Source organism: Sphingobium aquiterrae, from assembly GCF_037154135.1.
Classification (GTDB): Bacteria; Pseudomonadota; Alphaproteobacteria; order Sphingomonadales; family Sphingomonadaceae; genus Sphingobium; species Sphingobium aquiterrae.
The window spans coordinates 192,527-217,036 of record NZ_JBANFL010000002.1 but is presented as its reverse complement, the minus strand read 5'-3'; the positions used below and the strand labels follow the sequence as shown (position 1 = coordinate 217,036).

Here is a 24,510-nt window from a genome sequence, read left to right as displayed (position 1 = left end):
GCCGCCGCGATGCCGCCGCCCAGCAGCGTCCGTCGTGTGGGCACTGGCCGTCGCGTGGGCAGCGGGCGGCGCGTCGGCATCAGCGCTGCGCCGCCAGCAGGCCGGGCGACTGCTTCGCCACGCCGATCACGGCATGATAGTCCCGCCCATTGGTGTCGCGCGCATCGACCGTCAGGCTCTCCCCCGCCGCCGCGTCCAGCATCAGCGTGAGCGCCGGGTCCTCCGCCACCGCAGCCCAGATCTCCATGTCGCCCAGCGTCCTGCCCGCCGCATTGGCCACGCGCAGGGTTTCGAGATGATAGGTGGCGATATTGTCGACCAGCCCCGTATCCATCGGATGACGAAAGCTGACGCGCAGGCGGCTTTGCGTTTCGCCCACCGGCCATGCCTCGCCCCTGATCTCCCCCAGATGCTGCGCCCAGTCGCCCTTGACCCGGCTGACCGGCGGGGTCGAGCAACCGCCGCCCGCCGCATCCACCCAGCCGCCCGACACCAGCCATGCGCCGCTCCTGAGCTGCACCGCGCCGCGCACCGGCGTGCGCTGGTCCAGCTTGATCCGGGTCGCGACATAGGGCGCCGCCGCCACGGGGCGGTAATCTATCGCGATGGGAATGGGGTTGAGGTCGACCAGCAGCACGATGCGCTTCACATCGGCGATGCCGCGCGCGTCGATGGCGACGGGAAAGCTGCGCTGGTTCTCCGCAATCTCGGGATAGAGCACCCGCACGCGCGGATCGAACCGCACCGGATCGTCGCCGAAGAGCGTGCGGGCATGGGCCTGCCACATCGGCGATCCCAGCGGATCGGCCGGATAAGGGGCGCCCGCACGCGCGGGCATGGCACCGCCCAGTACCGCGACCATGGCGATCATCCATGCAAGGCGTTGGCCTTTTGCCACATCCTTCTCCCTATTGCCGGGTCTACACCGGCGCAGGATCGGCTACCATAGGACCTTGGCATAGGACCTTGGCATAGGACCTTGGGCCGAAGCATCGGCCAGCAGGGAGGGGGACAGGATGCGGGCATGGGCATGGATCGCAGCGACACTGCTGTCGCTGTGCGCGGCAACGGCGGGGCAGGCGCAGGATGGCGAACCGCTGTTCGACCCGGACGGCTATCGCATCGCCCATTATCGCGCGCCCGTCATCCGCCCGCCCGACGGCGTCGGCCGCATCGCGCCGAACGCCGCCGCCATGCTGCGGCCGGACAGGGACGCGTTGTTCATCGATGTCACCCCGGCCGAAGGCGGCCACCGCGAGGCGGACGGACGCTGGCGGCTGGCGCGCGCCCGCGCCACCATCCCCGGCGCCCACTGGTTTCCCGAAGCCGGCCGCGGCGTGCCCGCGCCGGACATCGCGACATGGTTTGCCAAAGGCATCGCCCGCCTGTCGCGCGGGCGGCGAGACCGGATGATCGTCACCTTCTGCCTTGCCGATTGCTGGATGAGCTGGAACGCGGCGAAGCGGCTGCGCGCCATGGGCTATAGCCGGGTCTGGTGGATGGCCGAGGGATCGGACGGATGGGCCGACCTGGGCCTTGCGCTGACGCCCGCGATACCCGAACGCTGAATCGCCGCCCGCCTCTATCCGCCTTGCACCAAAGGACAATTGCCGCCTTCCGGCAGTTCTTTCATCCCTCCAGCAGCCATAGGCATGGCCGGATGTCCATGTCGCCGCCCAAGAGAATATCGTAACGAAAAATGTCGTAACCAGGAATCGAATCGGGAGAGAAGACCATGTTTCGTCGTTCGGCTGCCCTTGCTGCCCCCATCCTCGCCATCGCCTTTTCCCTGGCTGCCACCCCGGCGCTGGCCAAGGACATCGTCGTCCACATGAAGAACCAGGGCCCAGAGGGCGCGATGGTGTTCGAACCGTCTTTCATCAAGGCCGCGGTCGGCGACCGGATCGTCTTCAACCCCACCAATCCCAGCCATAATGCAGAGACCATTCCCACCATGCTGCCCGCCGGCGCCACGCCGATGAAGGGCGCGATGAACAAGGAAGCGTCGATGGTCGTCACCAAGCCCGGCCTCTACGGCATCAAGTGCATGCCGCATTATTCCATGGGCATGGTGGCGCTGGTCCAGGTCGGCAAGCCGACCCCGGCGGACATCGCAGCGGCCAAGGCCGTGAAGCTGGCGCCCTTCGCCGCCAAGCGGATGACGGCCTATCTCGCCAAGGTCAAATAGGCACTCAAAGCTCAAACAAGCGCCCACCCATCGCAGCGCTGAAATCGCCGCAGGTCCGCATCCCCCCGATGCGGGCCTGCTTCCGTTTGGCGGGCACGGGATTGGCAGCGCCCGTCCTTTGCCCTATGGCCCGCCGCGGGCAGCGGGTTTCACCCGTTTCCCGACTGATCGCGCCGGTGCCCCTGCCAAGGGGCCTAAGAGGGAATGCGGTGCGGGTGGCTTGCCATCCAAATCCGCGGCTGTCCCTGCAACTGTAAGCGGCGAGCGCGATGCACTTGTCCTGCGCCCCTTCGGGGATGACGGGCGACCACTGGGCCGGCGCCGATGCGCGCCGGCATGGGAAGGTGTGCATCGTGCCGTGACCCGCGAGCCAGGAGACCTGCCGGCGCTTGGTCGCTCTTGCCTGGGTCCAGGGGATGGTCGAGGCACGGTGTTCTCCGTCTGAGCGACGAACGATGCGGTGGAGGCCGCATCGGCGCAACGCCGGCGGCGACAAGGTGCCCGTCCGCCCGCAACGCGCCGACCGTTCGCTCAAGGCAAACGGCACGCCTCCGCCTTTCATGCTCAGGCGCCGGGGGCAATGACGATGAAGAGCCTTTTCCTTTCCACCTGCGCGCTGGCCGCGATCACAGCGATGCCGCTCCATGCGCAGACCCGGCCCGTTCCGGGCGACCTCGACACGGCGGATGGCGCAGCCATCGTCGTCACCGCATCGCGCTCCGGCGAGGGCGTGCCCGTCGACCGGCTCGGCGCGTCCGTGACGGTGCTGGACAGCGCGACGCTGGACCAGCGCCAGACCCGCATCGTCTCCGACATCCTGCGCGATGTGCCGGGCGTCGCGGTCAACCGCGTCGGCGGCATCGGCAACCTGACGCAGGTGCGCATCCGCGGCACGGAGGGCAATCACGTCCTCGTGCTGATCGACGGCATCGAGGTGGCGGACCCCTATCAGGGCGAATATGATTTCGGCACGCTGATCGCCGATCCGCAGGCGCGCATAGAGGTGCTGCGCGGCCAGCAATCCTCGCTCTATGGGTCGGATGCGATCGGTGGCGTTATCCATTATATGACGCTTACGGGCACGGAAGCACCCGGCTACAGCCTGCGCGCGGAGGGCGGCTCCCTCGGCACCTTCAGCGGCGGCGCGCGCGCGGCGGGCGTATCGGGCACGCTCGATTATGCGCTGTCGGCCTCCTATTATCATACGGACGGCTATGCGACGGCGCGCGGCGGCCAGCGCGATACCGGGTCGGACAATATCGGCGCCAGCGGCAAGCTCATCTGGACGCCCACCGACAGCTTCAAGCTGACCGGCGTCGCCCGCTATAGCTATACCGACGCGGACAACAACAATACGGACATCGACACGAGCAGCCCGACCTTCGGCTATGTCATCGACAGCCCCGGCGTCCATGTGAAGAACCGCGCCTTTTACGGCCTGCTGAGCGGCGAGTTCACCGCGCTCGACGGGCGCTGGGTCAGCACCCTGTCGGGCCAGATCGCCGACACGAAGCGCACCGGTTACTCCCCCTTCGGCATCGATTATGGCGACAAGGGCCAGCGGCTGAAGGGCTCCTTCACCAGCAGCCTGAAGCTGGGCGACGAAGCTCTGTCCCACAGGCTGACCGCCGCCGTCGACGTGGAGCGCGAGCAGTTCCAGAACAGCGTCGCCTCCCCCTTCTCCTTCGGCGGCAAGCGGCATACCGACAATGTCGGGCTGGTCGGCCAATATGAGCTGAACGCCGGCGACGCGCTGGCGCTGGGCGCCTCTGTCCGCCATGATTTCAACAACCGCTTCGCCGATACGACGACATGGCGGGTGCAGGGCAGCTATCGCTTCGAAACCGGCACGCGCATCCGCGCCGCCTATGGCACGGGCGTCAAGAACCCCGGCTATTTCGAACTCTTCAGCTATGATGCGGGCCGCTATATCGGCAACCCGAACCTGAAGCCGGAAAAGTCCGAAGGCTGGGAAGCGGGCATCGAGCAGAGCCTGGGCGATGGCGCGGCGACCATCGGCGCCACCTGGTTCGACAGCCGGCTGAAGGATGAGATCTACACCACCTACCCCGCACCGGATTTCGTGGCGACGCCAGGCAACCGCACGACGACATCGAAGCAGCATGGGCTGGAGGTCTTCGCCAGCGCGCGGCCCATCAGGCAACTGCGCCTCGACGCAGCCTACACCTATCTCAAGGCCCGCGAGGATGGCGTTGTCGAGGTGCGGCGGCCCGGGCATGTGGCGAGCTTCAACGCGACCGTGTTCAGCACCGACGAGCGCTTTTCGGGCACGCTCACCCTGCGCTACAACGGCCGGCAGCAGGACGATGCCTATATCGATCCCAGCTATGTGCCGGTCAGGATGGCGCTGAAGGATTATGCGCTGGTGAACATCAACGCCGAATATAAGCTGCGGCCCGGCGTCGCGATCTATGGCCGGGTCGAGAACCTGACCGATGAGCGCTATGAAGAGGTGTTCAGCTATGTCTCCGCCGGCCGCGCGGCCTATGGCGGCGTGAAGGTCGGCTTCTGATGCGGACCGGCGGCGGGGGACGGAGCGGCGTGCGGCGCCCGGCCGGTGCCCCGCCGCGCGTCCTCATGCGCTCAGCGATTTGGGCGGCGTATCGCGCGCAGCTGATCGGTGAGGGTGCGAGCGGCGCGGACATAGGCCGGGCCGCCGCACACCGTCCACGCCTCCGGCACGCGCAGGCGGGGAATGTCCTTCAGGATCGGGTGGTGCAGCATCTCCGTCCCCTGATCGGCCACGCGGTCGGTCGCGCTCTCGACGACCAGATAGTCGGGGCGGGCCGCGATCATCTCTTCCAGCGACAGTTGCGACAACGGCGGCTTGCCCAGCCTGCCCGCCAGATTGATCAGGCCCACCCGCGTCATCAGGTCATCGACCAGCGTACCCGTGCCGGTCATATAGCCGCGCCGCTGATAATAGGCCGCGACCTTGCCGCCGCCGACCCTTGGCAGCGCCGCCAATTCGCGATCCATCCGGGCGATCATCGCCTCGCCCCGCTCGGGATGGCCCACCGCCTTCGCCACGATGCGGATCTGGCGCACGATGGCCGGGTAATCATTGGCGCTGTCCAGCTCCAGCACAGGATAGTCGCGGTCCGCAATCGCCCCGCCCAGCCCACGCCGGGCGATGAAGCCGATCACCAGATCGGGGTCGATCGCCAGCACCTCCTCGGCCGACTGACGCATGATATGGATGCCCCGCGTCTTGCCCGCGGCGGCGGACATTTCCGGATCGGGCGCATTGCGGGTGACGCCGGCGATCTGCCCGGGATCGGCCAGTTCCAGCAGATATTGATCGGCGCACAGGTTGACCGAGACGATGCGCTGCGGCCGCACCGGCGCCTTCCCGCGCCCCGGCAGAGCAGCCGCAAGCGCCATGCCCCCGGCCAGCAGCAACGCGCCGGACAGGGCGAGACGGGCAAGAGGTCTGGCAAAGGGGCGGGCATGGCGCATATGGGCACCGTCCTTAACCGACATAGCGGATCAGGCAAGCCCGCCTCGGGCCATGGGGGCATGCGGCCATGACCGCCCCCCGGAACGGCCCGCGCCTGTGCCCGCCACGGCGACCCACGCTGATCTTCGCGCTCGCCGCGCTGCTGGTCCTGAGCGGCCTTGCTTCCCTCGCCTTTGGCGCGGTGCCGATCGCGCCCGGCCGGCTGATCGCCGCGCTCGCCGGCCATGGCGATGCGACCGCGACCGCCATCCTGTTCGACCTGCGGGTGCCGCGCACCATCCTGGGCCTTGCGGTCGGCGCGATCCTGGGTCTCTCCGGCGCGGCGCTGCAGGGCTATCTGCGCAATCCGCTTGCCGAACCTTCCGTGCTGGGCGCGGCCAATGCCTCTTCTCTGGGCGCGGTGATCGCGCTCTATTTCGGGCTGGCGGCGCTGCATCCGCTGGTCCTGCCCGCCATGGCCATCGCCGGCGGGCTGGTCGCGCTCATCCTGCTGTTCACGCTGGGCGGCGGCGAGACGGAAAGCCCGCTGACGCTGATCCTCGCCGGCATCGCCATCGCCATGCTTTCGGGCGCGGGGATCAGCCTGGCGCTCAACCTGTCGCCCAATCCCTTTGCCGCGATGGAGATCATGACCTGGCTGATGGGGTCGCTGGAGAACCGATCCTTCGATCATGTCTGGCTGGCGCTGCCCTGCATCCTTGTGGGCGGCGCGCTGTTGCTGGTGGACGGCCGCGCGCTCGATGCGCTGACCCTGGGGGAGGATGGCGCGCAGGCGCTGGGGGTGGACCTGCGCCGCACCCAGTTGCGCCTGCTGCTCGGTGTCGCGATCGGCGTCGGCGGCGCGGTGGCGGTGTCGGGCGCCATCGGTTTCGTCGGCCTGATCGTACCGCATCTGATCCGCCCGCTCACCGACCGATCGCCCTCGGCCCTGCTGCTCCCCTCTGCGCTGGCGGGCGCGGTGCTGCTGGTGCTGGCCGATATCGGCGTGCGTCTGATCCCCATGACCAGCGAGCTGAAGCTGGGTGTCGTCACCGCCTTTCTGGGCGTGCCCATCTTCCTTGTCCATCTGATGCGGGCGCGGCGGCTATGGTGACGTTCACCCTCTCCTCGGTCTCCGTCTCGCTCGGCCGTCGGCGCGCGGTGCAGGATGTGGAGGCGACGCTGGCGCCCGGCGCGCTGATCGGCATCGTCGGCCCCAATGGCGCGGGCAAGTCCACATTGATGCGCGCCATGCTGGGCCTGCTGCCGCTCGCCGGAGGAGAAATCGCCATCGACGGCATTCCCGTCGCCCGCCTGCCGCGCAGGCAGATGGCACGCCAGACCGCCTATCTGCCGCAGGGGCAGACGCTGCACTGGCCGCTGACGGTGGAACGTCTGGTCGCGCTTGGCCGCCTGCCGCATATGGCGCCGATGCAGCGGCTGTCCGCCGCCGATCTCGCCGCCATCGAGGATGCGATGGCCCGCGCCGATGTGCTGGCGCTGCGCCACCGCGTCGCCACCGAATTGTCGGGCGGCGAGCGGGCAAGGGTGATGATGGCCCGCGCCCTCGCCGTCGGCGCGCCCGCGCTGCTGGTGGACGAACCCCTCGCCGCGCTCGACCTTGGCCATCAGATCGAGGTCATGACCCTGCTGCAAAGCGAGGCCGCGCAGGGCGCGCTGGTGGTGGCGGTGCTTCACGACCTCAGCATGGCTGCGCGCTATTGCGACCGGCTGCTGCTGATCGACGGCGGGCGGCTGGTGGCGGACGGCGCGCCGATGGACGTGCTGACCGTCGACCGGCTGCGCCAGGTCTATGGCGTCGAGGTGCTGATCGACAACAGCGGCCCGGCGCCGGTGATTACGCCCGTGCGGCGCTGTTAGGTTAGTATCCGACTTCAGGCGGCCCGCTGCGCAAGAGCGATGAGCCCGTCGATATCGACATGCGCCTCCAGCGCCGCGGCGATCTCGTCCAGCGCCGCATCCACCGATGCATGATAGTCGCGCCCGCCGCCCTCGGTCCCGAGGAGCGCAAGCAACGCCCGCCGCTGGGCCGGGTCCGCGAGCAGGCCGTGGAGATAGGTGCCCATCACCAGCCCGTCGGCGCTGACTGCGCCCTCGGCCCGGCCATCGTCCAGCCGGGCAAAGGGGCGGGCCATATCCGCGCCCGTCGTCTCCCCGACATGCATTTCATAGCCGTCCAGCGGCGCGCCCAGCGCCATGCCGCTGACATGCCGCAGCGCCTTGTCCGGCGTCAGGACGGTCTCGACGTCCAGCAGGCCCAGCCCCGCCACCGCGCCCGCCGGCCCTTCGATCCCATGCGGATCGGCGATCCGGCGCCCCAGCATCTGATAGCCGCCGCACAGGCCAAGGATCGCCCCGCCCCGGCGATGATGCGCGAGGGTGTCGATATCCCACCCCTGCGCGCGCACGGCGGCAAGATCGGCGATGGTCGCCTTCGATCCGGGCAGGATGATGAGCGCGGCATCGGCGGGAATGGGCTGGCCCGGCGGCACCATCAGCAGCTCGACGCCCGGTTCGATCTTCAGCGGATCGAGATCGTCGAAATTGGCGATGCGCGGCAGGATGGGGCAGGCGATGCGCAGCGCTCCGTCATGGCGGGGGGCATTTTTTTCCAGCACCACGGCATCCTCGCTGGGCAGGCGCACAGTCGCGGGCAGCCATGGCACCACGCCATAGCCGCGCCAGCCCGACCGCGCGACAATCGCCTCATAACCGTCGATGAAGAGCGACAGCGTGCCCCGGAACTTGTTGATGAGGAAGCCGTGGATCATCGCGGCATCGTCGGGATCGATCACCGCCCTGGTGCCGACGATGGCGGCGATCACCCCGCCCCGGTCGATGTCGCCCACCAGCACCACCGGCACCTGCGCCGCGCGGGCAAAGCCCATATTCGCGATGTCGCCCGCGCGCAGGTTGATCTCCGCCGGCGATCCCGCCCCCTCGACCACCACGATATCGCAGCGCGCGCGCAGCCGGGCATAGCTTTCCATCACCTGCGGCAGCAGGCCGCGTCGCGCTTCCTTGAAATTCGCGCCGCCCAGCGTGCCGCGCACCTGGCCATGGACGACCAGCTGCGATGTGTGATCGGCCTGCGGCTTCAGCAGCACCGGGTTCATGTCCGTATGCAGCGGCACGCGCGCGGCGATCGCCTGCAGCGCCTGCGCCCGGCCGATTTCACCACCATCCTGCGTCACGGCGGCGTTGTTCGACATATTCTGCGGCTTGAACGGCAGGACAGACAGGCCGCGATTCGCCAATGCCCGGCACAGCCCGGCGACCAGCACGGATTTGCCGACATCGGACCCGGTGCCCTGCAGCATCAGCGCGCCCTGTATCGGGCGAGCCGTGGCAGCGCTCATTCCGCCAATCCTTCGGAATAGTCGATGCGGATGCGGACCCAGGAGCCGACCTGCGGCTTGCCGTCGACCCGCGGCGGCCGCACCAGGAACTGCCAGGCGGCCTGCCGGATCGCGCGCGCAAAGCCGGAACCCAGCGGCGCCTCGCCCAGCGCCTGGCAATTGTCGACATGGTAATTTTCGACCGTCTTGCAGGCGACGAGCCCCCAACCCTTGCGCGGCGCATCATGGGGCAGATAGCCCGCCAGCTCCGCATTGGTGGGCTTGCGATACCATTCGGCCTCGAACAGCTGCACGCCGCCCGGCCCCTCGCCCGGACCATAGGTGGATGAACTGCCGCCATTGCCCGCGCCCGCCGATCCGGCGCCGCGATGCGACTGCAGGCTGCCGATGTCGGCGGCGGCAAAATCCTTGCTGGTGAGCGTCAGGAAATTGGGGGTCGGCTCATCCTTTTGCGGCGCCGGCGTGGGCGCGGTGGGCGGCGGCGCTTCCTTCGTGGGCGTGGGCGCATTCGTGCCGGCGGCGGCCTTCTTGCGCTCCTTCGACTGTGTCTGGTCGCCCTCGGGCTTGGGCTCGGGCAGCATCGTGAAGGTGACGGGGTTGCGCGGATCGGCCTGGCGCGGCGCCAACGGCCCCTGCCGCAGCAGCAGAACGATCAGCAGCAGATGGAACAGGACCGTGAGCGTCAGCACGATCGTCCGCCGTCGAGCCTGCGCCGGGTCCGGCTGCGAGAAGGAGCGATAGGGGGCTGGCGACATTGGCGAAATGCCTAGGACGGCTGCTGCGCCGCCGCAAGCCGTCGATGGGCAGGCGCAGGGGTCTTTGGACGAATGTTCCCCATTTGCGCATGCGAACATGCGGCAGGCGAGGGAAATGTCGGGCATGGCATCGGATCAATGACGGCGCGGCATTGCGCTTACCGTTCCTCGTCATCCGCAAAAACACCATGCGCCGTGTTGGGGAGGCCCGCGGCAACTGCCCTGTATATCGCTTGCCGCCCGCATTGTCCCGAGTCGCCGGATGCATGGACCTGGCAGGGAAATGCCCTATCGCGCGATCAGCCTCTTCACCCCGGAAGCGATCAGCGCGAGCAGAAGCGCGGGCAGGATCATGCGCGGGAGCAGCGACAGGGAAAACGGGTCCATCGCGGCGCTGTCGCGCGTCACGAGCGGCCACAGCACCAGCGTCACCACGGCGGACCAGACGGGCGCGAGTGCGAGCTGCCACCAGCGGCGGCAAAACCAGCCGACCAGCACGGACACCGCGATCAGGAAGGGATTGGCCAGCATGCCGACGAACATCAGCATTTCCCAGCCGATATTGAACCCGGATTGCGCGTCAGCCATTATCGGCGGCCATGATCATGGTGGCCATCCGCCGGGAAAGCCGCTGGGGGGAAAGCGGCAGAGCGGAACGCCCTGCCGAATCGGCCGATCGCCCATGGCCATCGGCCAAAGCTCACGCGACCGGGCCGAGACCCTTGATCGCGCTGTCCACCAGCGCCTTGTCGGCCTTCGCATCATGCCCTTCCGCGATCAGCACAGCAGCAGCATTGGTCGCGGCCTTCACCGTCTTCGCACGGATCGCCTCGACGGCGGCGCGCTCGGCAGCACCGATCTTGTCCTCGGCCATCTTCTGGCGACGGACGACGAGGGCGGCGGCATTGTCCTTCGCATCGGCGATCAGCGCGGCGGCGTCTTCGCTCGCACGGGCGCGCATCGCCTCCACTTCACCGGCGGCACCCGCCAGCTTCTTTTCATATTCGCCCTTCAGCACCTCGGCCTCGGCCCGCAGCTTGGCGGCTTCGTCCAACTGGGTGCGGATCGCGGCGATCTTGCCGTCCAGCCCCTTGCCGATCAGCGCCGGCACCTTCTTCACCAGCAGGATGATGATGAAGAACGCCATCGCCAGGCTGACCCAGGCGGTCGCATCCATGCCGAGCGCCTTGGGATCGCTATGCGGCGCAACGCCCTCATGCGCGACCGTGCCGACCGGCTCCAGACCCTCGGCGTGGATCGCCTGCTTCAGGTGGGGGGCGTCGCCGCCATTGCTCACAACCGTCTCAGCCATGGGCCAAAGCCACCTTTACTGCATTGCGCGCCGCGTCGGCCGGCGCCGTGAGGCCGGAAATCTTCGCGACCATATCCTGTGCCGCCTCGGTTGCGACCGTCTCGATCTCCGCAAGCGCGGCAGCGCTGGCGGCGGCGATCCGGGCTTCGGCCGCGGCGATCTTTTCCGCGATGACGGCGTCGGCGGCGGACACCTGGCCTTCGGAGGCTTTCGCCGCCTCTGCCTTCGCCTTTGCCATCACCGCCTGCGCTTCGGCGCGGCTTGCGTTTTCGCGGGTGCGATATTCGGCTTCCGCCTCATCGGCGCGCGCGAAGGCGGCCTTGGCGGCATCCAGATCGCCGGAAATCTTGCCGTCGCGTGCTTCCACGGTCGCCTGGACCTTGGGCACCATGCCCAGGCCGATGACGAAGAAGACGAAACCGAAGGTCAACAGCAGCCAGAAAATCTGGGATGCATAGGTTTCGGCGATTTGCGCGATTTGAGGCATTGCACCCGTTCCGGTATCAGAATGTCCGGGCGGGGTTGCCGCCCGGACATTTCAGTTCAGATCGTCAGGCGACGAAGACCAGGATCATGGCGATGACGAACGCCAGCAGACCCAGAAGTTCGGCGGCCGCGAAGCCGATGAACAGACGGCCCTGCTGGCCGTCGGCGGCACCCGGATTGCGCAGCGCGCCTTCCAGGAATGCGCTGAACACGTTGCCCACACCCAGGGCGGCGATGCCCGCACCGATTGCGGCCAGGCCAGCACCGAGCAGCTTTGCGGCTTCTGCGTCCATATCGATAACTCCTTTTCTAAACTCTAGCTAAAATGTTGAGGAATCTCAGTGAAGATTTTCAGCGTCGTTGATGTAGACCGAGGTCAGCAGCGCGAACACATAGGCCTGGATCACGGCGACGAGCATTTCGAGCGCGCTGATGCCGATCATCAGGATGAAGCTGGCGGAACCGACCGTCAGGCCATAGCCGACGCCCGCATTCGAACTGTTGATCACGAAACCGGCCAGCACCTTCAGCAGCACATGCCCGGCGGTCATCGCGACGAACAGTCGCAGGCCAAGGCTGAACGGGCGCACCATGAAGGAGATCAGCTCGATCGGGAAAATGACCGGGATCATCGGCAGCGGCGTGCCATGCGGCACGAACAGCGAGAAGAAGTGGAAGCCATGCTTCCAGAAGCCGACGATCAGCACGATGGCGAAGCTCATGATGGCGAGCACACCGGTCGCGGTGAAATGGCTGGTGAAGGTGAAGGGATGCACGCCGAACAGGCCCAGCGGCAACAGACCCAGCAGGTTGGCCAACAGGATGAACATGAACAGCGAGAAGACGTAGGGCACGTATTTCTTGCCGCCCTTGCCCACATTGGACATCAGCAGGCTGTCGATGAAGCCGGTCACGCTTTCCACGGCAGCCTGCCAGCGGCCGGGCACCATCTGGCGCTTCATGCCGCCAAGCATGAAGATCCACAGGACGAGGGCGGCGAGCACCATGTAGAGCGCGCTGTTGGTGAAGGCGATGTTGAACCCGCCCAGCGACAGGTGATCCGTCCCGAACAGCGGTTCGATCGCAAACTGGTGCATCGGATCGATTTTGCCGGACTGTGCCACGTTCACCCCTGAAAAACCAAAAACCCTATGACAAAAGCGCCCTAGCGGTCAGGACGCTTCGTCGAAATCCGGATGATGTTCCTGAAAGCCACGACGATCCCCATCGCCAGGAAAACCAGCAGGAGCCAGGGCGAAGTGCCGATCAGCCGGTCAAGAACCCAGCCGATCACCGCTCCACCGACAAGACCACCGATCAGTTCGGCAAGAACGCGATTGCCAAGTCGGTAGCTTTCGCCGCCGTCTTCCTTCGCTGTCGTGCCGGTTCTGACCGCCTCGGCACGCTCCGCCCGCGCGATCCGCTCTTCCAGAGACGGAATTCGCGCGTCTTCGCCCGCCGGGTCCTGCCCGGGCACCTCATCTGCCATCCCACCCTCCATCATTGGGCGCGCAAACACCATATGAAGGAGCCATGAATGATTGACGCTGCACCCGTCAAGGCGCGGCCCGTTTAGAAAGCACCGGCCCCTGAGTCAACCATGCTGGGACTATGGTATGACATGTGCGGAATCGCCCGGAAAACCGGGCTCCCATGGCAGCTGGCAGGGAGATCAGCCCGCTGTGGCGCAATAAGGGGGCAAGGCGATCGCCCCCGCGCCCTTGGTCTGCCATGCGCCCGCGCCGATGCGATAGACCTGCCCCTGCTTCACCCGGCCAGACAGCGTCTGGCATCCGGTGGCGGCGGCCACGTCCGACACGGTGACGCCGCGCTTGCTGGCGAGATCGGTATAGGCGGCGCGGCGCTTGATGTTGATCGCGTCCACCTCCGCCTTCACATCGGCGGAGACGGAACCGGCGACGCCCAGATAACCGTCGGCCTGCTCGCCGACAGTGCCGGCGGCCATCGCCTGGGCGACGGCGCCCGATTGCGCGCTGGCCGGGCCGGTCCATGCGACACCGGCGCAGACCAGCACGGCCCCCGCGACGGCGGAAAGCATCAGGGCCCGGTAAGAAAATGGCTGTGTCATTGCGGGAACAACTCCGGATTATTCTGGATCAGGGTCTGCGCGTCGCGTTGCAGACGCACGACCACTTCCTGCTGCACCTTGACGTTCAGGTTGATCTCGATCGGGCGATCGGGTGCCTTTACCTGGATGCATCCTCCAAGGGACAGGCCGGCAACGCCGAGCGCGATCAGGATTCTTTGTGTCATTTCTGCTCCGTGGATAATTGAGTTTCGCTTTCGGGCGGCTGAACCGCAAGCCCTTCGCGCATTTTCTCCTGGAATTGGTCGCCCAGGCTGTTGCGGATGAGGCCGCTGGGATCGATGAACGACTGCGCCGTGCCCAGCAGGCCGCGGAAGGGCGCCTGAATGCGGATGTTGAAGATGAACGGCAAGCCGATGAAGTTGCGGGCCAGGCTGGCGGGCAATGGACCGATCTGGCCGCGATTGACGCCGTTGAAGACGACATTGCTGACCAGCTCACCATCCAGCGCGCCGTCCATCAGGATGGTAAGGCATTTATATTGCAGGTTCTTCAGCGCGTCGAAGGCCAGCCGCCCCATCGCGCCCAGCTGCTCGTTGGAGACGGCGCCGACATAGGACAGCGTGCCCGATTGCACCGTCGGGTCGCAGGGCACCGTCGGCAGCACGCCTTCGGGCAGGATCAGCGGCGGCTGCCCCGTCTGGCGCGCCGCCAGCACGCCGCCGGCAATCCGCCCGCCCTGCGCGTTGAAGATCAGCGGCAACAGCCCGTCGAACGTGCCGGTCGCCGAAATATCCTTCAGCTCCAGTGTGTTGATGAACGCGCCGGCATCCAGGCCGATGACCCGGAAGGTCAGGTAGCGCTCGGTATCGGCGCTGAAATCCATGACCGTGGGCAGCAGCAGCAGCCGGCCACCGGCAAAGGGCCATTCCCCGGCCTCGATCCGCACATGCTGCCCCGCTTCCAGCCGGTAGCGCACGATGCCGTCCGCCACCTCTATGCCCGGGTTGACGCTGGCGAGGCGCACCACCTGCCCCGGCGCGGTGACAAGGCCGATCAGGTCCGTGAAGCGGATTTGCCCGCTCAATCCCGTGACCGGGCCGAAGGCGGCGGCAAGATCCATCTTGTCGGTGCTGAACAGCCCGTCGCTTTCTACCCTGTCGCCGGTCCAGCGGATCTGGCCATGGCCCGTCACCGTGCCATGCGCATTGGCGACGACGCCCAGCGCCAGATGCGTGACATCCTCGGGCTGGAGACCGGGGCCGAAGGTCAGGCCCGGCACGTCGAGGTCGGCATGTCCCTTGCCCGACCCCAGGTCATGCACGATGTCGGCCAGCATGATTTTCGCCCCGCGCCCGGGCTCCGTCAGCGTGCCCCGCGCGGTAATGCGCCCGTCCCGCAGGGCGAGGGCGAAGTCGCCGCTATGGAGCGGATTGAACCGGTCAACCTGCTCCGCATCGGATAAGGTTATCGCCCCGCGCACGCCCAGCGCGCCATCGGCAAAGCGCCAGTCGCCGCTGCCCTTGCTGATGATGAGCGGCACGGTGCCGATCCTGCCGCCCACGCCGGTCATCCGCCCGGCAAGGCCGCCCTTGTCCGCCGTGCCTTCCAGCGTCGCGGCGGTCAGGTGGACGGGCGCATCGGCCGGACCGATGGCAAGATCGGCATTGGCCAGGGTGAAACCGGGCGTCGCAAGCGTGAAGGCCGCCGATTCCGCCGCCAGCCGCAACGGGCTCTGCCCCATGCGCCCCTGCAGCGCGAGATTGCGCACCGCGCCGCCGCCCGACAGGCCGCGCGGGCCATAGGCCAGCATCGCCTGCCCGCTCGCGGGGCACAGCGTCAGCGCCGTCCTGCCCAGCGCGAAGCCGCCATAGTCCAGGCTGGCGAGCGACAGCGGCGTGCAGCCGCGATTGATCGCGATGCCGCCATCCCGGCCGAGCACGCCCTCCAGCGGCAGGCTGAGCCCGCGCAGCGCGCCGCCCGGCAGCGGCCCGTCCAGCGACAGCCGGGTCGCGAAGCGGGTGCCGCCATCGGGCATCGCCCTGAACAGCACCTGGCTCGCCGCCAGCCGCGCCGAGCCCGCCGCATAGGGATCGAGGAACAGCTGACCGGAAAGCCCGCCCCCCGGCCGCTGGGCAAGGCGCAGCGCGCCATGGGGCAAGCCGCCGCCGCCCATGGTGATGCCGCCGCTCAGCGCCAGCCGGCCGTTCGGCCAGCCCATGTCGATGCGCCCGCCATTGCCCAGCGCCACCCGCGCACCGCTGCGGCTGTCGAGCGCAAGGCTCTTCACGCTCGCATGGCCGGCCACGCCATCCTGGATCAGCGAGACATGGGCGCGCACCCGATTATCCTCGCCCAGCGCCTTCACCGCATCGGCCAGCCGCAGCGCCAGCGGCGCGACCGGCGTGCCCGCCATCGCCGCGCGCAGGGCGCCAAGCGGATCGCGCCCGGCAAGATGCGCCGTCCGCGTCGAGACCATGCCGTCGAAGCGCGCTCTTGTGCCGTCCTTCTTCTGCCCGGCGCCCGATTCCACCGACCAGGCGCCGTCGATCGTCGAGCGTTCCGCGGCCACGCCGTATGCCGACAGCGCCTGCGCATCGATTCGCACCTGTCCGCGCGTGGCCATCCGGCTGCCGTCGAAGCTGATCCGCCCGCTCGGCCGCGCCAGCACCGATCCCGCCGCCTGTACCCCGCTGCCCGCGAGCGCCAGCCTGCCCGTCCAGCGATCCAGGCCGGGGGACAGGGTGACGTCAAGGCCCAGCTGCGGCTTCGCGACCGCGATGTCGCGCACGGGGCAACCCAGCGCCGCGCCGCGCACCGGCCCGGCAATGCGCGGGCGGCCACCGCTGATGCTGACGTCCAGATAGGCGGTGCCCTCGGTCAGGGCGCAGCCCGATGCGACGGCGCCCGGCATCACCGCCGCCAGCTTGCCCGCAAAGCGCGCGCGCGGATTGCCGCTACCGTCCATGCGGATGCCGACCGGGCCATAATCGGTCTCCAGCCGCATCCGCGCATCCTCCAGGGCGAAGGCGATGTCGGGCAGGCTGAAGGGCGCGGTGGACGTGGGATCACGAAATTTGTCCAGCTCCCCCAAGGAGAGCCGCCCACCCTTGAACGATCCGTAAAGCCGCACGCCGCCCGCGCGCACCGCCGCCACATGCGGGCTGAGGCCGGCCAGCGCGATATCCACCTCCACCCAGCGCGCCGTCAGGTCGGGGCGGGCGGGGTCGCCGAGCACGATATTCTCGATCCGCTGGGTCCGCACGCCGATCTCGGCCAGGTCGTAGCGCGCGCGCACGTCCATGGTCGTCAATTCACGGGCGATGAAATTTTCCGCGATCGGCGCGCGCTGCGTCCACAGCGCGAGCAGCATCAGCGCCAGCACAGCCACGATGCCAAGCGTCCAGCGCACGATGCGCGCGCCACGGGCACGGCCTTGCCCTTCTTCACCCTTCATGCGCGCGAACAACCCCGGCTCATCAATCGCCATATGCGTCTGTAACGCATGCATAACGTCCTTGCGCGTGGAAATATCCTTGCCCGCGCAGATAGCAGCGCATAGCCGTGACAGGAGCATGAGCGGGGACATGGGAAAACAGGCGGACAAGGCCGAGAAGGCCGGCGATGGTGTCGGCCACCGGGCACGGCTGCGCCATCGGCTGGCGCATGGCGGCGGCGATGCGCTGCTCGATCACGAACTGATCGAATATCTGCTGGCCCTTGCCATCCCCCGCCGCGACACCAAACCGCTGGCCAAGGCGCTGATCCGCGAGTTTGGCGGCATTGGCGGGGTGCTGACCGCCGACTGGCAGGCGTTGGGACGCGTATCCGGCATGGGCGAAACCAGCATCGCCGCGATCAAGGTGGCGCAGGCGGCGGCGCTGCGGCTGCTGCGCGCGCCGGTGAGCGAACAGCCCGTGCTCGGCAGCTGGCAGGCGCTGCTCGACTATCTGCGCGCCGACATGGCGCATCTGACGATCGAGCGGGTCCGCGTGCTGCACCTCAACAGCGGCAATCGCCTGATTCGCGACGAGGTGATGAGCGAAGGCTCCATCGACCAGGCCGCGATCTACACCCGCGAAGTTATCCGCCGCGCGATCGACCTGGGCTCCGCCAGCCTGATCCTGGTCCACAACCACCCCTCCGGCGACCCTGCCCCCAGCCGCGCGGACATAGAGATCACCCGCAGCATCGTAGACGCGAGCAAGCGCCTGGGCATCGTCGTTCACGACCACATCATCATCGGCGCGACCGGGCACAGCAGTTTCCGGGCGCAAGGGCTGATCTGATCGGGGCCCCTCCCCCTGCAGCCAGCGCCCCTTTTCGCCGCCAGATCGCTTTAATAGGTAACATTACGCAAGGCGGCAGGGACGCTCCATGTGCGATAATGCACGGCGAGAGGAAAGGCGCATGCGTCGCATCAATCCTGCAAGGGCCGCGCTGTCCGTCGGGACCGTAATCGGCCTGTTCCATATCTTGTGGTCCACGCTGGTCGCCATTGGCGTGGCGAAGGCGTTCATGGACTTCGTCCTGAGGGTGCATTTCGTCCGGCTCGACTATGCGATAGCGCCCTTTGCCATGGGCACGGCGGCGCTGCTTGTCGTCATCACCTTTGCCGTGGGCGCCCTATTCGGGCTGGTTTTCGCACATGCCTGGAACTGCCTCGCCAGATGCGAAAGCGCCCATGCCGGCAGGGGACAGGCGCATTCGTGAAAGGCCGGGGCTCCGCCCGCTACGCCGTTCCCCGCGCAAAGGCCGCGGCCTTCTGCACCTGCCCCGGATGGGGCCGCACGCCGGTATAGAGGATGAACTGCTCCAGCGCCTGCAGCACCGCCACTTCGTCGCCGGTCAGCACCTGCCTGTTCGCCGCCCGCGCGGCCCGCAGGAAGGGCGTTTCCACCGGCCTGGCGACGACATCGAACGCCAGTGCGCATGCGGCGATCTGTGCCCGGTCGAACGGCAGGCCGTCCGCGTCCGGCCCCGCCATGCCGATCGGCGTCACATTGATGAGGAAGGGCGCCTCCAGCCCTTCCGCGTCGGCGGCCCAGCCACATTCCAACCTGTGCGCCAGCGCGCGGCCCCTGTCGACATTGCGGGCGACGACCGTGCCGTTGCGGAATCCCGAATCGACCAGCGCCGCGCCGACCGCCTTCGCCATGCCGCCGCTGCCGCGCAGCAGGAACGGCACGTCCCGGTCCAGCGACAGTGGCTCGACCAGCGCACGCACCGCGCTGTAATCGGTATTGTAGCCCGCCAGGAAGCCGTCGTCGTTGACGATGGTATTGACGCTGTCGATCGCCGCGGCGGAATCGCGCAGTTCGTCCAGCAAGGGGATCACATCCTCCTTGAACGGCATGGAGACCGCGCATCCCCGGATGTTCAGGGCGCGGATGCCGTGGATGGCACCGGCCAGATCCACCGTCGTGAATGCCTTGTAGACATAGTCCAGCCCCAGCGCGTCGTAGAGGCAGTTGTGGAACCGCGAGCCGAAGGTGCCGGGCCGGGCGGCCAGCGACATGCACAGCCTGGTGTCGGGACCGATGGGGGGCTTCATTCCTGCATGTGCTCCTGATTAAGCGGGGGGTTGGACGGGGCACAGCTCTAGCGCCCATGCCGGCCTTTGCCACCCGCCTTTTCACCATGGACGGGGCGGCGGGCCGACCGGCCAGGGGTGTCGACCGTCCCGCTCCGGCCACACTACGCCCGAATTGTCGCGACATCGAGCCCCCAACCTGCTACCTGCAGGCCATCACGCGAAACCCGCCCGCAAGCGTTCGCCGTGACCGAGAGACTTTTCGCGCTCCCGCTTGCCAGGCCGGAGCCTTCCCATGGAAGACCTCAACTATCTTCTTCATCGCGAGCAGGAAGAGCTGTTGCGCGCCCAGCAGACGGGCTGCCAGTCTGCCCGACACGCCCATGCCGGGCTTGCCCGCGGCTATGCGCAGCGTATCCGCGCGCACCGCCTGCCCTATCGCACGCCGCAGCCAGGGCGGGCGACGCCGTTCGATCCCGCGCCTTTCGGCACGGCACGGTCCGGCGAAAGCGCCGCTGCATGAGCCGCGCCGTCAACGTCGATGCTACCCCCGCAGCGGTCGAAGCCCTGTGCGCCAAGCATGATATCTCCATTTCCACGCTGGAAGCCCTGCCTTCGGGCGGCGCGCGCGTGGTCCTGCGCACCATGATCGATGCGGACGCCTTTCGCAGCCGCATGGGCAACAAGGTGCTGACCGGCGCGGTCGTGCGCTCTGGCCTCTACCTCGCCCGGCCGCCCATGGCGCCGCATCGCTGATTGCATTTTCCCGCTTTCAAACGCGCTGATGGGTCGCGGCGCGTTTGTCACATTCGCTTTTCGACCCGCTTTCACTGCCCGCGGCCTGATGGCGCGCGCAGACTACCAAAGGAACGTCTCATGCCGATCGGCACAGTAAAATTCTTCAATGCGGACAAGGGCTATGGCTTCATCGCCCCCGAGGATGGCGGCGCCGATGCCTTCGTCCACATTTCCGCAGTGGAGCAGGCCGGGCTGCGTACCCTGAGCAACGACCAGCGCGTGTCCTACGACCTGGCACCTGACAAGCGCGGCAAGCAGGCCGCCGTCAACCTCCAGCTGGCCTGACGGCCGGTTGACCGGGGGCGTCGCTGCGTTTCACGCGCGGCCCCCCGGAGCCTTTCTTCCCGTCCGCCCGCGAAAGCTTCGACCGCGAAAGCCCCCGACCTCGAAAGCCAAGGTCCATGACCGAACTGGAAAACTGCAAGCTGCAGATCGACAAGATGCGCGCGCTGCTGGACGATGCCACGCTGGACAATGTCCGCGACAAATATCGGCGCTCCCTGCAGGCGTGGGAAGCCCGCGCTGCCGTGGTGGAGCGCACCCTGGCAGGACGCGCCGGACGCGCCTGACCCTGCGCCCCGCCCGCGCCTGATCGCGTGCGCCGGCAGCCGTCAGACCTTCAGTCCACTCAAGATGATCTTCGCAAGCAGCGGCGCGTTGCGATTGAAATGATGACCGCCCGGCACGACGATCTGCGTCGCTTTCCCCCGCGGGATGCCGGGGCAGGCGCTGTCGTTCTCTTGGGTTCCGCGCACGCATTGCACGCTCATGCCGTCCAGGCGCATCACCGCCGGCACGGTCGGCATCGCGTCGCTGGACGACATGTCCAGCCATGACCCCAGATGGAACTGGAATTCGGCGGTCGGGCTGAGCCCCAGCAGCGACACGCGCCGCACCATCGGCCGCAGATCGGGCGAGAGATTGTCGACGATATGCGGCAGCACGTCCGCGCCGAAGCTGTAACCGAGCAGCAGCACCTGATGCCGGTGCCAGCGCGGCGCATAGGCGCGCAGCACGGCGTCCAGATCATTGGCCGCGCCCGCCGGCGTGCGGGCGCTCCAGAAATAGGAGAGGCTGTCGATACCGACCACCGGCACCCCGGCGCGCGCCAGCTGCGCCGCGACATCCTTGTCCAGCCCGACCCAGCCGCCATCGCCGGAATAAAGGACGGCCATTATGTCGGTATCGCGCGCGCTGGCGTCGGTGACGGTGGTGATCGGCAGGTCGGCGGGCAAGGCATCCTGCGCGAAGCTCGCCGGGCGGGCGGCGAACATCGGCCCGATGGCGTCCATCAGCGGCTGCATCCATGCCTGTTCGGGCACGAAGCCATGGTCCATGCCCGGCAGCGCGATGATGGTCGCGCCGGGAACCTGCTTCACAAAGGCGCCCGCCGCGGGCGCGCTGACGATCGTGTCGCTCTGCCCCTGCAGCACGATCCAGGGCGAGGGCAGCGCGCGGCTGGGCGCGAACAGCCAGCCGCGCGCGGGGCGGACGATCCGCGTCGCATGCAGGCTGCCGGACTTGCACCAGATGGTCCTGCCCGGCAGGTCGGGGCTGAACCCCATGGACACCGCCGCCTTGTATGATCCGTTCGGCCCCTGGGCGAGCGAGGCATAAGCCAGCGTCGCGCCGGAGGAATAGCCAAGGATGATGGGCTTCAGATACATCGGCATGCGCAGCCGGTGCTGCAAATCGCGCGACAGGGTGATGAGGCCGTAATTGGGGTTGATGCAGGTCCGGCCGCCATCCAGCGCCTTCAGGAAGGCCGGCGTCGAAATGCCCGCCACCACCGCGCCCTGCGCCGACAGCGTGCGCGCCATGTGTGCGGCGGCGCCGTTCCATCCCGCATCGCCCGAAAGGAACAAGATGACCGCGCGGGGCGCCTCCTGCGGCCGGTACACAGCGATCTGCCCCATCGGCGATAGCCGATAGGTGAATTCGCGCGGCAGGCCGGCCGCGCTTTCGCCTGCCGCCGCCGCTTCGTCATCGGCCCTAGCGTTGGTCAAGGGCAGCTGCGAACAGGCGATGCCCGTCAGCGCAAGCAATGCCGCGGCGCCGGCTGCGATCATCCTTCGGCCAATCCTCATCGCGCGCTCCCCATCGCGCACGCCCATGATGCACGACGATCCCCTCTTTGCCCGGATGCGGACGACCATGCGATGACCCCGGCGTGACGATTTCGTAATGGTCCGCGCAACCGCCGGCATCAGATTAACTTTTCGTCATGCCGCGGTCATCACCGGGTCACCGCCCCGATGCGAGAAGGCGGGCAGCGGCTCAATCCCCCCTTGCCGAGCCGCTGTGCGGGGCCATCACCCTTGCGACGCCGCCCTGTCGCAGGCCCCTGCAAGCGAGCGGCCGGTGTCTTTAGCCCTCTTTGGACATCGGCCGCCTGCTGACGGCGAACATCACCCCTCGTCAGGGCCGGCGATCGTCAGCGAGGCGACAAGGCCCGGCGCATTGTCGCCCAGGCGCAATGTGCCGCCATGCAGCCGCGCCACCGCGGCCACCAGCGACAGGCCAAGGCCGGCCCCGCTCATGTGACGGGCCGCATCCAGCCGGCCGAACCGGCGCAGCGCCTCCTCACGCTGTTCGACGGGAATGCCCGGGCCATTATCCGCCACGCCCAGCATCACGCTCCCGTCTTCCTGTGCGCGGGCGCTCAATGTGATATGCCCGCCGCCATATTTCAGCGCATTGTCGATAAGGTTGGCGAGTGCCTGGACGATGAGTTCGCGATGGGCATGGGCCGGCAGGGTTGCGGGCGCATCGACGATGATCTCGACATCGCGCTCGTCCGCCAGCGCGCCGTACATTTCCTGCAGGTCGCGCAGCATCGCGGCGATGTCGACCGCGACAAAGCCCTCACGGCCGATGCCCGCCTCCGTCCGGCTGATGAGCAGCGCGGTCGTCAGCATGGACAGCAGGATATCGACCTCTTCCAGCGCGCGGCCCAGCGCGGTCCGCGCATCGGCGTCGCGCACGTCGGACAGGCTGCGGTCGAGCACCGCCTTCAGGCGCGTGAGCGGCGAGCGCAGGTCATGCGCCAGCCCGTCCGTCACCAGCCGCATCTCGCCGACCAGCGCCATGATCCGGTCCAGCATCGCATTGATCGAGCGGCCCAGATCCTCGAACGCGTCGCCGCTGCCGTCGGCGGGAATGCGGCGGTCCATCTCGCCAGTCTCGATCGCGGCGGCGGTGGTCACGATGGAGCGCACCCGCGACTGGATGAGCCGGGCGGAAAGCCAGGCGGCCACGACCGCCAGCGGCAGCGCCAGCAGCAGCGCGCTCAGCATCGCCTGCTCCATCATGCCGCCGAAGCGCAGGTCGCTTTCCACCACATGGCCGGTCAGCAGGCGCGATCCATCGGGCAGGCGCGTGGCGAGCAGCCCCATGCGCTCGGGCGCGGCGCTTTCCATGCGATAGAGGTTGACGACGCGCCACGGATCGCCGGGCACGACGGTCGGCGGCCAGGCGCCCAGATTGCCGGCGAGCGGACGCCCGGAGGCATCCGCCAGCAGCATCACCGATTGCGCGTCGCCATCATCGGCAAGGCGGGCGGCGATCAGGGCGCGGGCCGCCGATGCGCCGCCGGTGCGATAACTGGCCGCCAGTTCCCCGCGCAGTTCCTGCGTCAGGGTGCGGCTGTTCGCTTCCAGCGCGCGGCCGGTGATCTGGTGGACGGTCGCCAGCACCAGCCCCGCGCCCAGCAGCTGGAACAGGAACACCAGCGCGCCGAAGCGCCAGATCACCGAGCGGGCGCGCCGCACGCCTTTCAAGTTTCGGCCCTCAAGGATCAGGCCTCAAGCCCGAGCCGGTAGCCCGCGCCCCGCACCGTATGGATCAACGGCGCCTCGCCCGGCTCGTCCACCTTCTTGCGCAGGCGGCTGACATGCACGTCGATCACGTTGGTGCCGGGGTCGAAATGATAATCCCACACCCCCTCCAGCAGCATCGTGCGCGTCACCACCTGCTCGCGATGGCGCAGCAGATATTCCAGCAGGCGGAATTCGCGCGGCTGCAGGTCGATGGTGCGCCCGTCCCGCTTCACCTTGCGGGAAAGCAGGTCCATTTCCAGCCCGCCACAGGCCAGTTTCGTCGTCTGCGCGGGACCGCCGCCGCGCCGGCGCAGCTGCAGGCGGACACGCGCCAGCAGCTCTGCAAAGGCAAAGGGTTTGGACAGATAATCGTCCGACCCGCCGGTCAGCCCGGCCACGCGATCGTCGGCGGTGCCCAGCGCGGACAGGATGATGACCGGCGTCTCGATGCCCGCCGCGCGCATCGCCCCCAGCACCGCCATGCCGTCCATGCCCGGCAGCATCCGGTCGAGGATGACGACATCATGGGCCTCCTCGGTCGCCATGAACAAGCCGTCGCGGCCATTGGCGGCGCGATCGACGACAAAACCCTCCTCGGTCAGGCCGCGCGCGACATAGTCGGCGGTCGTGGCATCGTCTTCCACCAGCAAAATCTTGCCGCTCATGTCCACTCCCGCGCCTGCATCATCGGCGGCATTGTCGGCTACACGCATGAAATTGCAAGGCTCCGTAC

The 24,510-nt window shown here is 67.9% G+C and carries 28 protein-coding genes and 1 riboswitch; of the genes, 11 read left to right on the top strand and 17 right to left on the bottom strand.

The window, feature by feature from the left end; genetic code table 11:
* Positions 1 to 79 precede the first annotated feature (79 nt).
* On the bottom strand, positions 80 to 871 hold the full coding sequence (locus tag WFP78_RS03270; protein ID WP_336958902.1) for a quinoprotein dehydrogenase-associated SoxYZ-like carrier: 792 nt from the start codon (positions 869 to 871) through the stop codon (positions 80 to 82).
* Between the two features lie 145 nt (positions 872 to 1,016).
* Between WFP78_RS03270 and WFP78_RS03265 the strand changes: the two genes are divergently transcribed.
* From WFP78_RS03265 to WFP78_RS03255, 3 genes are all read left to right on the top strand, one after another.
* On the top strand, positions 1,017 to 1,568 hold the full coding sequence (locus WFP78_RS03265) for a rhodanese-like domain-containing protein (protein ID WP_336958599.1): 552 nt from the start codon (positions 1,017 to 1,019) through the stop codon (positions 1,566 to 1,568).
* A 167-nt stretch (positions 1,569 to 1,735) separates the two neighbouring features.
* Positions 1,736 to 2,188 carry a pseudoazurin gene (locus WFP78_RS03260; protein WP_336958597.1) on the top strand — a complete coding sequence of 151 codons (453 nt, stop codon included), beginning with the start codon at positions 1,736 to 1,738 and terminating at the stop codon, positions 2,186 to 2,188.
* 157 nt (positions 2,189 to 2,345) lie between these two features.
* Positions 2,346 to 2,589: riboswitch (cobalamin riboswitch) on the top strand.
* Between the two features lie 185 nt (positions 2,590 to 2,774).
* Entirely contained in the window at positions 2,775 to 4,721 is a 1,947-nt protein-coding gene (locus tag WFP78_RS03255; protein ID WP_336958595.1) for a TonB-dependent receptor plug domain-containing protein, read from the top strand.
* Between the two features lie 71 nt (positions 4,722 to 4,792).
* Here WFP78_RS03255 and WFP78_RS03250 read toward each other — a convergent pair whose 3' ends face one another.
* The gene (locus tag WFP78_RS03250; protein WP_419722902.1) at positions 4,793 to 5,668 is read right to left on the bottom strand and encodes an ABC transporter substrate-binding protein; all 876 of its coding nucleotides are present in this window, start codon (positions 5,666 to 5,668) and stop codon (positions 4,793 to 4,795) included.
* 68 nt (positions 5,669 to 5,736) lie between these two features.
* Here WFP78_RS03250 and WFP78_RS03245 point away from each other — a divergent pair, with 68 nt between their 5' ends.
* On the top strand, positions 5,737 to 6,762 hold the full coding sequence (locus tag WFP78_RS03245; RefSeq protein ID WP_419722901.1) for a FecCD family ABC transporter permease: 1,026 nt from the start codon (positions 5,737 to 5,739) through the stop codon (positions 6,760 to 6,762).
* Complete coding sequence (locus WFP78_RS03240) at positions 6,756 to 7,529, top strand: ABC transporter ATP-binding protein (protein ID WP_336958593.1); 774 nt, start codon at positions 6,756 to 6,758, stop codon at positions 7,527 to 7,529. The genes WFP78_RS03245 and WFP78_RS03240 overlap by 7 nt, the downstream gene beginning before the upstream one ends.
* Before the next feature lie 14 nt (positions 7,530 to 7,543).
* Here WFP78_RS03240 and WFP78_RS03235 read toward each other — a convergent pair whose 3' ends face one another.
* The 11 genes from WFP78_RS03235 to WFP78_RS03185 form a co-directional block, all read right to left on the bottom strand.
* Complete coding sequence (locus tag WFP78_RS03235; RefSeq protein WP_336958591.1) at positions 7,544 to 9,028, bottom strand: cobyric acid synthase; 1,485 nt, start codon at positions 9,026 to 9,028, stop codon at positions 7,544 to 7,546.
* A complete protein-coding gene (locus tag WFP78_RS03230; RefSeq protein ID WP_336958589.1) occupies positions 9,025 to 9,783 on the bottom strand; it encodes a hypothetical protein in 759 nt (252 codons plus the stop codon). Before WFP78_RS03230 ends, WFP78_RS03235 begins: the two co-directional genes overlap by 4 nt.
* A 288-nt stretch (positions 9,784 to 10,071) precedes the next feature.
* Complete coding sequence (locus WFP78_RS03225) at positions 10,072 to 10,371, bottom strand: hypothetical protein (protein WP_336958587.1); 300 nt, start codon at positions 10,369 to 10,371, stop codon at positions 10,072 to 10,074.
* A gap of 112 nt (positions 10,372 to 10,483) precedes the next feature.
* Entirely contained in the window at positions 10,484 to 11,095 is a 612-nt protein-coding gene (locus tag WFP78_RS03220) for a F0F1 ATP synthase subunit B family protein (protein WP_336958585.1), read from the bottom strand.
* Positions 11,088 to 11,582, bottom strand: coding sequence for a F0F1 ATP synthase subunit B family protein (locus WFP78_RS03215; RefSeq protein ID WP_336958583.1), 495 nt, complete (start codon positions 11,580 to 11,582; stop codon positions 11,088 to 11,090). The genes WFP78_RS03220 and WFP78_RS03215 overlap by 8 nt, the downstream gene beginning before the upstream one ends.
* Positions 11,583 to 11,646: 64 nt before the next feature.
* On the bottom strand, positions 11,647 to 11,874 hold the full coding sequence (locus WFP78_RS03210; RefSeq protein WP_006961951.1) for a F0F1 ATP synthase subunit C: 228 nt from the start codon (positions 11,872 to 11,874) through the stop codon (positions 11,647 to 11,649).
* A gap of 45 nt (positions 11,875 to 11,919) precedes the next feature.
* Entirely contained in the window at positions 11,920 to 12,705 is a 786-nt protein-coding gene (locus WFP78_RS03205; RefSeq protein ID WP_336958581.1) for a F0F1 ATP synthase subunit A, read from the bottom strand.
* A gap of 41 nt (positions 12,706 to 12,746) precedes the next feature.
* Positions 12,747 to 13,070 carry an AtpZ/AtpI family protein gene (locus tag WFP78_RS03200; RefSeq protein ID WP_336958579.1) on the bottom strand — a complete coding sequence of 108 codons (324 nt, stop codon included), beginning with the start codon at positions 13,068 to 13,070 and terminating at the stop codon, positions 12,747 to 12,749.
* A 183-nt stretch (positions 13,071 to 13,253) separates the two neighbouring features.
* The gene (locus tag WFP78_RS03195; RefSeq protein ID WP_336958577.1) at positions 13,254 to 13,670 is read right to left on the bottom strand and encodes a YdbL family probable chaperone protein; all 417 of its coding nucleotides are present in this window, start codon (positions 13,668 to 13,670) and stop codon (positions 13,254 to 13,256) included.
* A complete protein-coding gene (locus tag WFP78_RS03190) occupies positions 13,667 to 13,855 on the bottom strand; it encodes a YnbE family lipoprotein (RefSeq protein WP_336958575.1) in 189 nt (62 codons plus the stop codon). Before WFP78_RS03190 ends, WFP78_RS03195 begins: the two co-directional genes overlap by 4 nt.
* Entirely contained in the window at positions 13,852 to 17,085 is a 3,234-nt protein-coding gene (locus WFP78_RS03185) for an intermembrane phospholipid transport protein YdbH family protein (RefSeq protein WP_336958896.1), read from the bottom strand. The genes WFP78_RS03190 and WFP78_RS03185 overlap by 4 nt, the downstream gene beginning before the upstream one ends.
* Before the next feature lie 118 nt (positions 17,086 to 17,203).
* Between WFP78_RS03185 and radC the strand changes: the two genes are divergently transcribed.
* Positions 17,204 to 17,917 (top strand): RadC family protein, encoded by a 714-nt coding sequence (gene radC / locus WFP78_RS03180; protein WP_336958573.1) that lies wholly within the window; start codon positions 17,204 to 17,206, stop codon positions 17,915 to 17,917.
* Between the two features lie 121 nt (positions 17,918 to 18,038).
* Positions 18,039 to 18,341 carry a hypothetical protein gene (locus WFP78_RS03175; RefSeq protein ID WP_336958571.1) on the top strand — a complete coding sequence of 101 codons (303 nt, stop codon included), beginning with the start codon at positions 18,039 to 18,041 and terminating at the stop codon, positions 18,339 to 18,341.
* A gap of 19 nt (positions 18,342 to 18,360) precedes the next feature.
* Here the strand turns inward: WFP78_RS03175 and WFP78_RS03170 are convergent, their stop codons facing one another.
* Positions 18,361 to 19,182: a shikimate 5-dehydrogenase gene (locus WFP78_RS03170; RefSeq protein ID WP_336958569.1), complete on the bottom strand. Its 822-nt coding sequence runs from the start codon at positions 19,180 to 19,182 to the stop codon at positions 18,361 to 18,363.
* 274 nt (positions 19,183 to 19,456) lie between these two features.
* On the opposite strand from WFP78_RS03170, the gene WFP78_RS03165 reads away from it, so the two are divergent.
* The 4 genes from WFP78_RS03165 (at position 19,457) to WFP78_RS03150 (ending at position 20,528) form a co-directional block, all read left to right on the top strand.
* On the top strand, positions 19,457 to 19,684 hold the full coding sequence (locus WFP78_RS03165) for a hypothetical protein (RefSeq protein ID WP_336958567.1): 228 nt from the start codon (positions 19,457 to 19,459) through the stop codon (positions 19,682 to 19,684).
* A complete protein-coding gene (locus WFP78_RS03160) occupies positions 19,681 to 19,917 on the top strand; it encodes a hypothetical protein (protein ID WP_275486031.1) in 237 nt (78 codons plus the stop codon). Before WFP78_RS03165 ends, WFP78_RS03160 begins: the two co-directional genes overlap by 4 nt.
* Positions 19,918 to 20,037: 120 nt before the next feature.
* Complete coding sequence (locus WFP78_RS03155; protein ID WP_336958562.1) at positions 20,038 to 20,244, top strand: cold-shock protein; 207 nt, start codon at positions 20,038 to 20,040, stop codon at positions 20,242 to 20,244.
* Positions 20,245 to 20,360: 116 nt separating this feature from the next.
* Positions 20,361 to 20,528 (top strand): hypothetical protein, encoded by a 168-nt coding sequence (locus tag WFP78_RS03150; RefSeq protein WP_336958561.1) that lies wholly within the window; start codon positions 20,361 to 20,363, stop codon positions 20,526 to 20,528.
* A gap of 42 nt (positions 20,529 to 20,570) precedes the next feature.
* Here the strand turns inward: WFP78_RS03150 and WFP78_RS03145 are convergent, their stop codons facing one another.
* The 3 genes from WFP78_RS03145 to WFP78_RS03135 all read right to left on the bottom strand — a co-directional run bounded on the left by WFP78_RS03145 (position 20,571) and on the right by WFP78_RS03135 (position 24,442).
* Positions 20,571 to 22,028 carry an AcvB/VirJ family lysyl-phosphatidylglycerol hydrolase gene (locus WFP78_RS03145; RefSeq protein ID WP_336958559.1) on the bottom strand — a complete coding sequence of 486 codons (1,458 nt, stop codon included), beginning with the start codon at positions 22,026 to 22,028 and terminating at the stop codon, positions 20,571 to 20,573.
* Between the two features lie 339 nt (positions 22,029 to 22,367).
* Positions 22,368 to 23,729, bottom strand: a complete 1,362-nt coding sequence (locus tag WFP78_RS03140) for a sensor histidine kinase (RefSeq protein WP_336958894.1) — start codon at positions 23,727 to 23,729, stop codon at positions 22,368 to 22,370.
* A 26-nt stretch (positions 23,730 to 23,755) separates the two neighbouring features.
* On the bottom strand, positions 23,756 to 24,442 hold the full coding sequence (locus WFP78_RS03135) for a response regulator transcription factor (protein ID WP_336958557.1): 687 nt from the start codon (positions 24,440 to 24,442) through the stop codon (positions 23,756 to 23,758).
* Positions 24,443 to 24,510 lie beyond the last annotated feature (68 nt).